Consider the following 13,067-nt stretch of genomic DNA (forward strand, 5'->3'; position numbering starts at 1 on the left):
CCGACCGTACCCTCAGATCCGCGTCTGCCGCGTGTCGTCGCCGGGTTCGGCCTCGCTCGGGCTCCCGGCGGAGGACGCCACGAGAAAGCCCCGCGCCGGGTCCTCGACGCGACCGAGAACCGGCGGCAGCGGAATGTCCGCCGCGACGCGGAACCCGCCTTCCGGACGATGTCCGGTCTCCAATGTGCCGCCGTGCAGGACCACCCGCTCACGCATGCCCACCAGGCCGTACCCGCTGCCCGCCAGTCCGGCCGGCACCGCGGCGCCGGCGCCGTCGTCGAGCACCTCGACCGCGACCCGGTCGGGGAGATACCGCACCCGCACGCACGCCCGTGCGTCGCCCGCGTGCTTGCGCGTGTTGGTCAGCGCCTCCTGCACGATCCGGTACAGGGTCAACCCCGCGGCCGGCGGCAGCGGCCTCGGCTCGCCCGCCTGCTCGTAGTCGACGGGCAGGCCGGCCGCGTCCGACTCGGCGATCAGGTGGCCGATGTCCTCCATCCCGGGCCGAGAACGGGACGGCGGGTCGGCGTCGGCGTCGGCGTCCGTGCCGCGCAGCACGCCGAGCAGTTGTCGCATCTCGTCGAGCGCCGCCCGGCCGGACTCCTCCAGGGTGAGCAGCGCGCCGCGCGCGATCTCCTGCTCGGGTGTGAGCGTGGACCGCGCGCCACCGGACATCAGGTTCATCGTGGTGATGTGGTGCGAGACGGTGTCGTGCAACTCCCGGGCGATCCGCCGCCGTTCCTCGGTCACCGCCCGCTCCGCGAGCAACTGTCGGTTGAGGGCGAGTTGGTTCTGCCACTTGGCGACGCCGATGCCGATCGCGACCACCAGCACCGTCACCGCCATATCGGCGAGGACGGGCAGCAGCACACCGTTCCCGACGCGCTCTGCCCGCAACCACTGCACCGCCATACAGGCGCAGGCGGCGATCGCGGTGTCCCGGCTCCCCCGATGGCGGGCCACCGTGTACAGCGCGAACACCATCGCGCCGCCGTAGTTCTGCGAGCTCGGCGTGACCACCAGGAGGAAGGCCGCCTGGGTCACGACCGTGGCCGTGAGGACCCACACGGGGTATCGCCGGCGCAACAGGAGGAACACGGACCCCAGCACCGCCAACAGGATCCCGAGCGGCGTCACCTCGGTGCTGTCGGCACTTTCGGGCGCGACGTAGTTGAGGACGTCCCCGGCGCAGGCGAACAGCGCGATCAGCACATCGTTGCGCACGGCCCGGACGGTCACCAGGTCGCGCCAGTGCCGGGGCAACGGCTCCGGGTGCGGGCTCGCCGTGGCGCCGGCACCGGGAGCTTCCGCCGAGACCGCCTGTGGGTGTCGGAACCCCATCGTCGGTCTCCTTCGCTGCCGATCGGTGCTGCGAAATATACCGGCTATTCCTCTCGGCTATTCCTTGGCGCCGACCGCGTCGATCGGTTCGATGCGCAGGAGTCGTCGGGTGACCGGCGCGACCGCGAGTGGGGCCAGCAACAGGGCGGCGGCGCTGATCCCGAGCAGCGGCGGGATCGGTACGTAGGGAGTGCTCTCGCCGAAGGCGGCCTTGCCGAACGGGACCAGGGTGATCAGCGCGACGGCCAGGCCGAGGGCGAGACCGATGACGCCGACCAGTACCGCCTCGCCGCGCAGCACGCCGCGCACCTGGGCATGGGTGCTGCCGATCATCCGCATCAGACCGAGTTCACGACGTCGGGCGAAGGTGGACACGACCATCGTGTTGACCGCGGCGATCGTGGCGAAGCCGGCCAGGATCACCAGCATCACCTGGTTCGTCCACTTGTTGGTCTCGCGGGCCTGGTCGCGTTCCGCGGCGTATCCGGCCCGGTCCGACACCGAGGTACCGGGGTGTTGCCCGGTCGCCTTGGTGAGCGCGGCGTCCACGGCAGCGGGGTCGGCCCCGTCGGCGAAGCGGACGAGCAGGCGGCCGTCCAGGGCGGCGTCGACGTGGTGTTCCACCACGGCGCGCGGAAGGGTGACGACGGCGGTGCCCAGGCCCCGGTCGTAGGTGGCCACGAGCACGGGCTTGATCCTGGTGCCGTCGCCGAGGCGCATCTCGACGGGCTTGCCGACGCGTGCCTTGACGGTGTCGGCGGTGAGCCGGTCCATGGCAACCGCGCCGCCGGGCGGTTGGGCGGCGCCGGGGCGCAGGGCATCGAGGGTGCCCTTGCGTACACCCAGGTCCAGAACCCGGGCGAGGTCGCTGTCGGTGCCGCCGACGGCCTGTGTGGGGAACTTCTCCAGCCGGTCCGAGGTGGACATGACCACGCTGGTGGTCAGGATCGAGGTCACCGCGTCGACTCCGGGCACGCGGGCGACGTCGCCCGCGGTACGGGCCGGGAATCCGGGTCCGGTGACCACGCGGTCGGCGGTCAGGGCGGCCTCGGCCTGCTTCTCGCTGTAGTGGTCCTGCGCGGCGAACATGAACATCAGCGTGCTCGCGAACGCGACGGTCAGCGTGATCGGGGTGATCGCGGAGGCGAGCCGGCGCGAGTTGGCGCGGGCGTTGTCGAAGGCGAGTTGCCCGGGGACGCCGAACAGGCGCAGCAGGACTCCCGTCAGCCGGACGAACAGGTGCGCGACGAGTGGACCGAGCAGGCCGATGCCGAGCATGAACAGCATGATCACGCCGCTCGCCGCCGCGACCGCCTGATCGCCGGCGACCTTCATCGCGAGTCCGGACAGGACCCCGGCGCCGGCGATCGAGACGATACCGAGCACGAGTCGGAACCAGCCGACGCGGGCGCGCTCGATGCCGGCCTCGCCGAGTGCCTCGGTGGGCTTGGTGCGGGCACTGGCCCTGGCGGCGACGAGCCCGGCCAGGACCGCGGACAGGATGCCCGCGCCGACCGCGGCGAGCATCGGGATCGGGCCGATCGACAGGGTCACCCCGGTCTCGACCATGCCGCGCTCGATCATCCGGTCGAACCACCACCGGGCGAGCAGTGTCCCGGGCAGCAGTCCGGCCAGGCCGGCGATCAGGGCCACGAATCCGGCCTCGGTGGCGATCATCCGGCGGATCTGCCAGGGCGTGGCCCCCACGGCACGCAGCAGCGCGAAGTCGCGGCGGCGCTGGGCCACGGACAGCGTGGTGGCGCCGGCGACGACGAACACGGAGACCATGGCGACGACGCCGCCGAAGGATCCGCCGACCGCGACGAGCATCTCCTTGGTGTCGCCCAGGCGGGGGTATTCGACCTCGCCGCGTCCGTCGCCGGTGCGGACCTTGACGTCGGTGTCCTTCAGCGCCTTGCGCAGGTCGCCGGCGACCTTGCCGGTGGAGGCGCCGTCGGCGAGCAGTACGCCGAACGCGGTCACCTTGCCCGGGTTCCCGGCCAACCGCGGTGCCTCGGAGTCGGCGACGTAGAGCCGGGCGCCCTGGCCCGGGACCACGGCGGTGATCCGCAGGCCGGCCTCGCCCGAGGGCGTGCTCACCCGCAGCGTGCCGCCGGGCGCGGCGCCGTTGCCGGCGCGGGCCGCGGCCTCGGTGGTCAGCACCACCTCGCCGGGGCGCGGCGCCGCGCCGCCCTGCGGGGTGCCGGCCAGGCGCGCGGCGGACCACGGGTGCGCGTCGAGCACGGCGGTGGGGGTCTGCGCGGGGAAGGTGAGGTCGGGCAGGACGGCGGCGACGCCGGGCACCGCGGCGATGCGCGCGGCCAGCCCCGCGTCGATCCGGGCCCGCTCGGGCAGCGCGACCGAGACCTCCTCCTTGTCCTCGCCGCTGCCGAAGGTCTTGTGCACGCTGTTCTGGCCGGCGACCACGATCGGGGTGTCGGCGTAGCGACCGGGCGGCAGGTGCGCGCGCAGGCCGCTCTCCAGGAAGATCCCGCACATCGTCACGAGCGTGGCGGCGAACAGCAGGGCGACGAACGAGCCGATGAAGGACGCGGGCCGAAACCGCACGGAGGTGCGGGCGAGGCCGTTGGTGCGCGGCATCAGGCGGCCCGCCCCTGCGTGCGCACCGGCTGCGCCAGCGCGACCATACGGGCGGCGACCGCCTCGGGCGTGGGCTCGTGCAGGTGACCGGCGAGGTGCCCGGCGGCGAGGAAGACGACGCGGTCGGCGTAGGAGGCGGCGACCGGGTCGTGGGTGACCATCACGATGGTGGCACCGGTGTCGTCCACCGCCCGGCGCAGCAGCGACAACACGTCGGCGGCCGTGCTGCTGTCGAGCGCGCCGGTGGGCTCGTCCGCGAACAGTACGTCGGGGCGGGTGACCAGGGCGCGGGCGATGGCGACCCGCTGCTGTTGGCCGCCGGAGAGCTGGGAGGGGCGGCGACCGGCGTGCTCGTGCAGTCCGACCAGGGACAACACCTCGGCGGCGCGTCGCCGGTCGGCGCGTTCGCCCGCGAGTCGCAGCGGCAGCAGTACGTTCTTCTCGACGGTCAACGAGGGCAGCAGGTTGAACGCCTGGAAGACGAAGCCCAGACGGGTGCGGCGCAGTCGGGTGAGTTGGTTCTCGTTCATCGCGGTCAAGTCGTCGTCGCCCAGCAACACCCGGCCCGCGCCCGGCTTGTCGAGTCCGGCGGCGCAGTGCAGGAAGGTGCTCTTGCCCGAGCCGGACGGGCCCATGACCGCGGTGAAACTGCCCTTGGGGATGCTCAGGTCGATGCCGCGCAGCGCGTGCGTCGCCTGCGAACCGCTCCCGTAGGTCTTGGTGACCCCTTCGAGCCGGACGGCCGGTGGGCCCATGTCGTGCGGGGGCGGGCTCGGGGGTGCGAGCCGGCTCGGCCGGCCCGCGTACGGGGAGTGTCCGGGGTGTTCGGGGTGTTCGGGGTATCCCGGATGGCCGTGCTGTACCGGGTGCCCGGTGTGCGGTACCCGGTCCGGGCGCGGGGACGCGACGGGCCCCGTGTTCGCCCGACGGTCGCCTCGTTTGCCTCGCCCGAACATGGTGCCTCCAATGAGTTCCGACCTGCGGGAAAATCAACGCCCACGACGCCATGGGCGTGCGGCGACGGGATGTGTGCATGCCGAACCGGGTGTGGGTCGATCCCACTCCGGTTGTGCGTCGACCCCTGTGGTTCGTGGGTCCGACAGCGCCGCTACGGCGAGGTCGAACGTGTGTGGTCGGGGGCCCGATCGACGAAGCGAACCGCCCCCGCGATCCGTGTTCTCCACACTGCCAGGGCTTTTCCGGCCCGCCGTCGTACGGCGGGACGAGAATTGCGCGCGCAGGCGGTACCGGGGTACTGGTACTCGGCTCGGGCCGCGGCGCGCGGGTGCGGGGCGTATGCGCCCGTTCGGCGTCGTGTCGCCCGGGAGAACGCGTCTTCGGCGCCGCGTCGCCCGGGAGAACGCGTCGAGCCTCCCGGGCACGTGGATCGAAGTGCCGAGGAGGCTCGGGGAGTTGGGGCGCGGCATGCGCTCGACGCCGACGCCGACGCGCCGGCCGGGGTCGGATCGCCGCGAGGCGTGCGCCGATCGCGCCGTCGGGTCAGGCGCGCGGGCGGACGACCCGCACCCGGGTGACGCCGAGCAGGCCGGCCAGCGGCACCTTGGCGGTGGTCTGCTCCGGGCTCACCACGAGACCCTCGGAACGGATCCGTTCCAGCAGGTGTTCGGCCAGGGGCACGATCAGGTGTCGGCCTCGGCAGCGCTCGTTGGCGTGGCCGAAGGGGAGGAATCCCGGCTGGTTCTCCGCGTCCAGGTCCTGCCAGCGCCGCGGTCGGAACTCGTCCGGGTCGTCCCACAGATCGGGATCGCGGTGGCTGAGCAGCGGGAGCAGCAGCACGTCGTCGCCGGGACCGATCCGCGGGTCCAGGGCGGGAAAATCGCCGGACGCCACACGCAGGATGTTCCACGACGGGGGCAACAACCGGAGCGACTCCAGCACGATGTGCCGGTTCGACGCGTCCGGGTCGAACGGCGAGCCGAGCCACAGCGCGTTGGCGACCAGCGCGGACACACCCAGGCACACCGGTGCGGCGACTCGTCGGTACAGCCCCATGGCGTAGTGCCGATCGTCGTCGGCGGCGGCGGCGGCGCGGAGCGCCAGGTGCGACATGGACGCTTCCGGGCCGGGCCTGCCGGGCCATGCCGCACTCGCTCGGACCGCCGCGCGGGCCACCACGGGCGCCGTTTCGAGTCGCGGATCGGTCAGCAGGCGAAACCTCGGGGGTTCCGGTCCGAAAAGCAGATCACGAAGATAGGCGTGGCCCGCGCGCGGCCAGATTCCGGAAAGATCGATCGAATCGGGGGCCGGCCTCTGCAATGCGTCGCGGACGTCCCGCGAGATCGCGTGCAACATGTCGTTCGCTTCCGCCCGGGAAATGGATCTTCCCTGGAGTGGCTTGAAAGTGGGTCGCTCGAATTCATGGGCCGACCTGCTCCCGAGCAGTTTGTCCATGACGTTCGGGTCGGCGACTCCGACGGTGTCGGCCTCGAGGCGAAAAACCTTCGCTCCGCGCCGATCGCGAAGGAGTTCCTCGATCTTCGGCGAGAAAACCGTGACCCGGGCCCTGCCGACCGTTTCGGGACGACTCATCGACGCTCTCCACAAGGCTCGACGCTCTCAACAAGGCTCGACGCTTCCCGCACTGCGAGCGTCCCGCGCCCGGTGCGGCCGGATGTACGGCTGCACCGGGCGCGGGACCGGACTGCGAACCGACGCTCGGTCGGGTCGAGGCGGCGCTACCGCAATGGTGTCGATCGTGCGGCGGAAGCGGGCACGACCCGCGGCGGTTCGATGATCATCCGATGCGCGAACGTGTTCCGATCAGCTGTACCAGATGAACCAGGTGGCGGACTTCAGGCTCTTCTCGGTCCTGAACCTCTTGGAGAAAGAGTTGACGATCTTCGACACGACAACCTCCAGGTGACTTGTGAACCGACCGAGTCGCATACGTGACGCGGGCGGGCCGGGGCGATAATCCATCGCTGGAGAATCCGAGTTTCCGATTCTCGTTGCCTTGGAAGTGAATCCCCGACACGAAAGGCGCGTCAATGTGACGTGGATCACAGATCAAAAACACGCACATATTCCTCACACAAACCAGGAAAACGAGCGTTTGCCGATCTTGCCGCCAGCACGGAAAGCGGATCTTCCGTCGGCCCGAAAAGCGGGCGCGAATAGAGATACTCCGGGCAAACACCTACTCCGGGCAAAGAACTCACCGACACCGCGCACGTCGACGACGGCACGCCGCGTCGGCCGAGCCCGGCCCGGGGCCGGGAGACCGGGCCGCCGACCGCACACGTGCCGATGTGCGGTTGTGTTTGTGGTAGGCCTTGCGTGAGACGGCCACCGGATGCGCCGGCCGGGATCGCTTTTTGTAGGGTTCCCACAACATAGCGGCGCCGGGATGCGTGGAGCGGCACATTGATGTACCCGGCCTTCATCGGACAGGCTGGGAGTAGGTGGAGGCGGCGCTCCGGGACCGGGACGTCGCCTTCTGTGCGTGGGTATTCGGGAGGATCAACCGGTGTTCAGTCGTGTCGCCATCGTCAACCGTGGAGAGGCCGCCATGCGGCTCATCCACGCTGTCCGGGATCTGTCGGCGGAAACCGGGACGCGGGTCGAGACGATCGCCCTGTACACCGACTCCGATCGCGACGCGACCTTCGTGCGCGAGGCCGACGTCGCCTACCCGCTGGGCCCCGCCTCGGCCCGCCCGTACCTCGACCATGCCGTCCTGGAGCGGGCGCTCGTGGAGACCGGGGCGGACGCCGCCTGGGTCGGCTGGGGCTTCGTGGCCGAGGACCCGGCGTTCGCCGAGTTGTGCGAGCGGATCGGCGTCGCCTTCGTCGGCCCGAGCGCGGAGGCGATGCGCCGGCTCGGGGACAAGATCGGCGCGAAGCTGATCGCCGAGGAGGTCGGCGTCCCGGTCGCGCCGTGGAGTCGCGGCGAGGTGGCCACCCTCGAGGACGCGCTGCGCGCCGGCGACGAGATCGGCTACCCCCTGATGCTCAAGGCGACCGCCGGCGGCGGCGGGCGCGGCATCCGCATGGTCGCGTCGGGTGCCGACCTGGCCGACGCCTACGTGCGCACCGGCCAAGAGGCGCTGCGCGCGTTCGGCTCCGGCGTGATGTTCCTGGAGCGCCTGGTCACCGGCGCCCGGCACGTCGAGGTCCAGGTGATCGCCGACGGGCAGGGCACCGCGTGGGCGCTCGGCGTCCGCGACTGCTCGGTACAGCGACGCAACCAGAAGATCATCGAGGAGTCCGCCTCCCCGGTCCTGAGCCCCGAGCAGATCGCGGAGCTGAAGGCGTCGGCGGAGCGACTCGCGCTGGCCGTCGACTACCGCGGCGCGGCCACCGTCGAGTTCCTCTACCACCCCGGCGAGAAGCTGTTCGCGTTCCTCGAGGTCAACACCCGCCTCCAGGTCGAGCACCCGATCACCGAGATCACCACCGGCACCGACCTGGTCCGCCTGCAACTGCACGTGGCGAACGGCGGGAAGCTGGACGGCCCCCGCCCGGTCGAGGCGGGCCACGCCGTCGAGGCGCGGCTCAACGCCGAGGACCCGGACCGCGACTTCGCCCCCTCGCCCGGCCGCATCACCCGGCTCGTGTTGCCCGCCGGCCCCGGTATCCGGGTGGACACCGGCGTCGGCGAGGGCGACACCATCCCGGCCGACTTCGACTCGATGATCGCCAAGATCATCGCCTACGGCCGCGACCGCGAGCAGGCGCTGGGCCGACTGCGCCGGGCGATGGCCGAGACGACCGTGATCATCGAGGGCGGCGCGACCAACAAGAGCTTCGTGATCGACCTGCTCGACCAGCCCGAGGTGATCGACGCGAGCGCCGACACCGGCTGGATCGACCGTGTCCGTGCCGAGGGCCGTCTGGTCACCCACCGGCACTCCGCGGTCGCCCTGGCCGCGGCCGCGATCGAGGCCTACCGGGACGAGGAGGAGGTCAGCCGCCGCCGACTGCTGACCACCGCGCGCGGCGGGCGTCCGCAGGTGCGCCATGACAGCGGCCGTCCGCTGGAGCTGCGCCTTCGCGGCGTCGACTACCGCGTGAGCGTCGCCCGCGTGGGCCATAAGCGTTTCCGTGTCGGCGTCTCCGGTGGCGGCGACGTGCACCCGGCGGACGTCGAGCTCGAGCGCTTCGACGCGCACAGCGGCCGGATCGTGGTCAACGGGCACCGTTTCCGCCTGGTCTCCGCCACGCACGGCCCGATCCACCTGGTCGAGGTCGACGGCGTCACCCATCGGATCAGCCGCGACGAGGGCGGCGTCGTCCGCTCCCCCGCCCCCGCGCTGGTGGTCGCGACACCGCTGTCGGTCGGCGACAAGGTCGAGTCGGGCGCGCCGATCCTGGTGCTGGAAAGCATGAAGATGGAGACGGTGCTGCGTGCGCCGTTCCGGGCTCGGGTACGCGAGTGCCCGGTGTCGGTGGGCAGCCAGGTCGAGACCGGCACGCCGCTGATGCGTCTGGAGCCGCTCGCCGACGAGGCCCCCGACGAGGAGACCGCGGGCGCCGTGCGCAGTGTCGAGATCGACCTGCCCGCCGAGCCGATCGACGCGTCCGCCGTCGAGCGGGTCGAGCGCGGCCTCGCGGACCTGCGCGGCCTGCTGCTGGGCTTCGACGTCGACCCGCAGGACCGGGCCCGCGTCCTGTCCGCGTATCCCCTCGCACGGGCCGAACTCGGTGGCCGGCCGCTGCCGGGCGAGGTGGACCTGCTGACCGTGTTCGCCGACCTGTCGGAACTCAGCCGCAACACTTCGGGCGGTGAACTCGACGTCGAGCCGGGCAGCCCGGTGCACAGCCCGCGCGAGTACTTCCACAGCTACCTGCAGAGCCTCGACGTCGAACGCGCGGGCGTCACCGAGGGCTTCCAGGCCAAGCTCCGGCGCATGCTCGGGCACTACGGCATCACCGACCTGGACCGCACACCGGAACTGGAGGCCGCGGTCTTCCGGATCTTCCTGGCCCAACAGCGGATGTCGACCGACGTCGCCATCGTCTCCGAGGTACTGCGCCGGTGGCTGGCCGGCGCGCCGCCGGCCGAACCGCTGCGCGAGCGGGCCGGATTGACCCTGGAACACCTGGTCGAGGCCACCCAGGTGCGCTTCCCGGCGGTCTCGGACCTGGCCCGCGGCGTGGTGTGGCGCTGGTTCGCCCAGCCGCTGCTGCGCCGCAACCGGGCGAAGGCGTACGCCGCGGTGCGCAACGACCTGCGGCATCTGGACGAGCACCCGGACGCGCCGGACCGCGCCGAGCGCATCCAGGCCATGGTGGCCGTCGCCGAGCCGCTGGTGCGGCTGATCGGCCGGCGGAGCGGGCGGCCCGGGTGGGATCACGGGCCGCTGCTGGAGGTGTTGACCCGGCGCTACTACGGCAACCGCGGACTGTCCGAGGTGACCGCGTCGGAGCGGGCCGGCTGCCGGTTCGTCACCGCCGAGCACACCGGCACCAGCCGGGTGACCCGCCTGGTCACCACCGCCGTCGACATCGCCGCACTGCCCGACGCCATCGGCGCGGTCGGCGCGTTCGCCGCCGACGTCGCCGAACGCGGCCTGGTCGCCGACCTGTACGTCACGTGGGAGGACCAGCCGGACGCCGACACGATGGCGGCGCGGCTCGGCGAGGTCCTGGCCGGGCGGTCGCTGCCCGCGGGCGTCGCCCGGATCACCACGACCGTGGTGGGCGCCGGCGGCGCGGTGATGCACCACCACTTCACCTTCCGTCCGGACGGCGCGGGCTTCGCCGAGGACCGACTGATCCGCGGCCTGCACCCGCAGATCGCGCGACGCCTGCAACTGGAGCGGCTGCGCGAGTTCGACCTCACCCGGCTGCCCACCGCGGACGAGGAGATCCACCTGTTCAAGGCCGTCGCGAAGAGCAACCCGGCCGACGAACGGCTGTTCGCGATGTGCCAGATCCGCGACCTGACGCCGCTGCGCGAGGCGGACGGCCGACTGGTCGCGCTGCCCGCGGTGGAGGACGCGGTCACCGCGTGCATGGACGCGATCCGCAACATCCAGGCGCAGCGTCCGCAGAACAAGCGGTTCGACACCAACCGGATCATGATGTACGTCTGGCCGTCGACCGATGTGACCACCGAGGAACTCGACACGCTGGTCCAGCGCATCCTGCCGACCACGGCGGGCGCCGGACTGGAGGAGGTCCAGTTCCTGGCCCGCCGGCGCACGAGCGCGGGCGAAATGACCGAGGTCGCCGTACGGATCACCCTCGACCCCGGCCACGGCGCGGGCGTGCACGTCGGCGAGCCGTCGACGGAACCGGTGTTGCCGCTGGACGAGTACCGCCAGAAGGTGCTGCGCGCGGCCCGACGCGGCAACGTCTACCCGTATGAACTGACCGGCCTGCTCGCCGGGACCGATGGCGGCTTCGTCGAGCACGACCTCGACGAACACGGCGCGTTGGTGCCGGTGGACCGGCTCAGGGGCGGCAACACCGCGGCGATCGTCGCGGGTGTGGTCAGCACGCCCACCGAGCGGCATCCCGAGGGTGTGACCCGTGTCGTGTTGCTCGGGGACCCGACGAAGGCGTTGGGTGCGTTGTCGGAGCCGGAGTGCCGTCGGGTGATCGCCGCGCTGGACCTGGCGGAGCACCTGCGGGTCCCGTTGGAGTGGTTCGCTCTCTCGGCGGGCGCGCGGATCTCGATGACCTCGGGCACCGAGAACATGGACTGGGTGGCCGCGGCGCTCAAGCGGATCGTGACGTTCACCCAGGACGGCGGCGAGATCAACATCGTGGTCGCGGGCATCACCGTCGGCGCGCAGCCGTACTGGAACGCCGAGGCGACGATGCTCATGCACACCAAGGGCATCCTGGTGATGACCCCGGACTCGGCGATGGTGCTCACCGGCAAGCAGTCGCTGGACTTCTCCGGCGGCGTCTCCGCCGAGGACAACTTCGGCATCGGCGGCTACGACCGCGTGATGGGCCCCAACGGCCAGGCCCAGTACTGGGCACCCGACCTCGCCGCCGCCCGCGACGTCCTGATGGCCCACTACGACCACACCTACGTCGTGCCCGGCGAGAGCGCGCCGCGCAAGGCGGTCACGAAGGACCCGTCCGACCGCGACGTCCGCGAGTTCCCGCACACGATCGCCGACAGCGACTTCACCACCGTCGGCCAGATCTTCTCCGCGGAGCACAACCCGGACCGCAAGAAGCCGTTCGACATCCGGACCGTGATGCGCGCGCTCTCCGACCAGGACCATCCGGTGCTGGAGCGCTGGGCGGGCATGGCCGACGCGGACACCGCGGCGGTGCAGGACGTGCACATCGGCGGGCGGCCGGTCTGCCTGATCGGCATCGAGTCTCGGCCGGTTCCGCGACGCGGTTTCCCGCCCACGGACGGCCCGGACACCTACACCGCCGGCACCCTGTTCCCGCAGTCCTCGAAGAAGACCGCCCGGGCGATCAACGCCGCCTCCGGCAACCGGCCGCTCGTGGTGCTGGCGAACCTCTCCGGGTTCGACGGATCACCGGAATCCATGCGCAAGGTCCAGCTCGAGTACGGCGCCGAAATCGGCCGGGCCATCGTCAACTTCGACGGTCCGATCGTGTTCTGCGTGATCTCGCGCTACCACGGCGGCGCGTTCGTGGTCTTCTCCAAGGCACTCAACCCGAACATGACCGTCCTGGCCCTGGAGGGCTCGTTCGCGTCCGTACTCGGCGGCGCCCCGGCCGCGGCCGTCGTCTTCTCCGGCGAGGTCAACAACCGCACCGCGACCGACCCGCGGGTGACCGGGCTACAGGCCCGGGTCTCGGCGGCCGGCGGCGCCGAGCGCGCCGCGCTCAACGCGCTGCTGGCCGAGACCCAGTCCGCCGTCCGGGCGGAGAAACTCGGCGAGGTCGCCGCCGAGTTCGACCGGGTGCACAGCATCCGGCGTGCGGTCGAGGTCGGTTCGGTGGACGCGATCATCAGCGCCGCCGAACTGCGCCCGCGGATCATCGAGGCCATCGAGGCCGGCATCGCGCGCTGACCGTTGGATCGGTGCCGCTCGACGGCGCCGATCCGAGGCGATCACCACCCTTGCGGGTGAGGCCGTTGCCCATCGGGCAGCGGCCTCACCCGCACCCGTCGTCGACGAAGGGCCGTCGGCGGCCCGGACGGGCTCGGTACGCCGTCCCGGG

Annotated in this window: 5 protein-coding genes; 1 reads left to right on the plus strand and 4 read right to left on the minus strand. The window is 71.8% G+C overall.

Translation table 11 applies throughout. The features are described from left to right. Positions 1–12: 12 nt before the first annotated feature. The 4 genes from ACIBSV_RS08825 to ACIBSV_RS08840 form a co-directional block, all read right to left on the minus strand. Entirely contained in the window at positions 13–1,341 is a 1,329-nt protein-coding gene (locus ACIBSV_RS08825; protein WP_395860705.1) for a sensor histidine kinase, read from the minus strand. Between the two features lie 57 nt (positions 1,342–1,398). Further along, entirely contained in the window at positions 1,399–3,942 is a 2,544-nt protein-coding gene (locus ACIBSV_RS08830) for an FtsX-like permease family protein (protein ID WP_395860707.1), read from the minus strand. After that, a complete protein-coding gene (locus ACIBSV_RS08835; RefSeq protein ID WP_395860709.1) occupies positions 3,942–4,697 on the minus strand; it encodes an ABC transporter ATP-binding protein in 756 nt (251 codons plus the stop codon). Before ACIBSV_RS08835 ends, ACIBSV_RS08830 begins: the two co-directional genes overlap by 1 nt. Before the next feature lie 745 nt (positions 4,698–5,442). Beyond that, positions 5,443–6,492 (minus strand): cytochrome P450, encoded by a 1,050-nt coding sequence (locus ACIBSV_RS08840; RefSeq protein ID WP_395860711.1) that lies wholly within the window; start codon positions 6,490–6,492, stop codon positions 5,443–5,445. 979 nt (positions 6,493–7,471) lie between these two features. Between ACIBSV_RS08840 and ACIBSV_RS08845 the strand changes: the two genes are divergently transcribed. Continuing rightward, positions 7,472–12,916: a carboxyl transferase domain-containing protein gene (locus ACIBSV_RS08845; RefSeq protein WP_395860713.1), complete on the plus strand. Its 5,445-nt coding sequence runs from the start codon at positions 7,472–7,474 to the stop codon at positions 12,914–12,916. The last annotated feature ends 151 nt before the right edge of the window (positions 12,917–13,067 follow it).

It is taken from the genome of Embleya sp. NPDC050154 (genome assembly GCF_044460165.1).
In the GTDB taxonomy this organism is placed as follows: domain Bacteria; phylum Actinomycetota; class Actinomycetes; order Streptomycetales; family Streptomycetaceae; genus Embleya.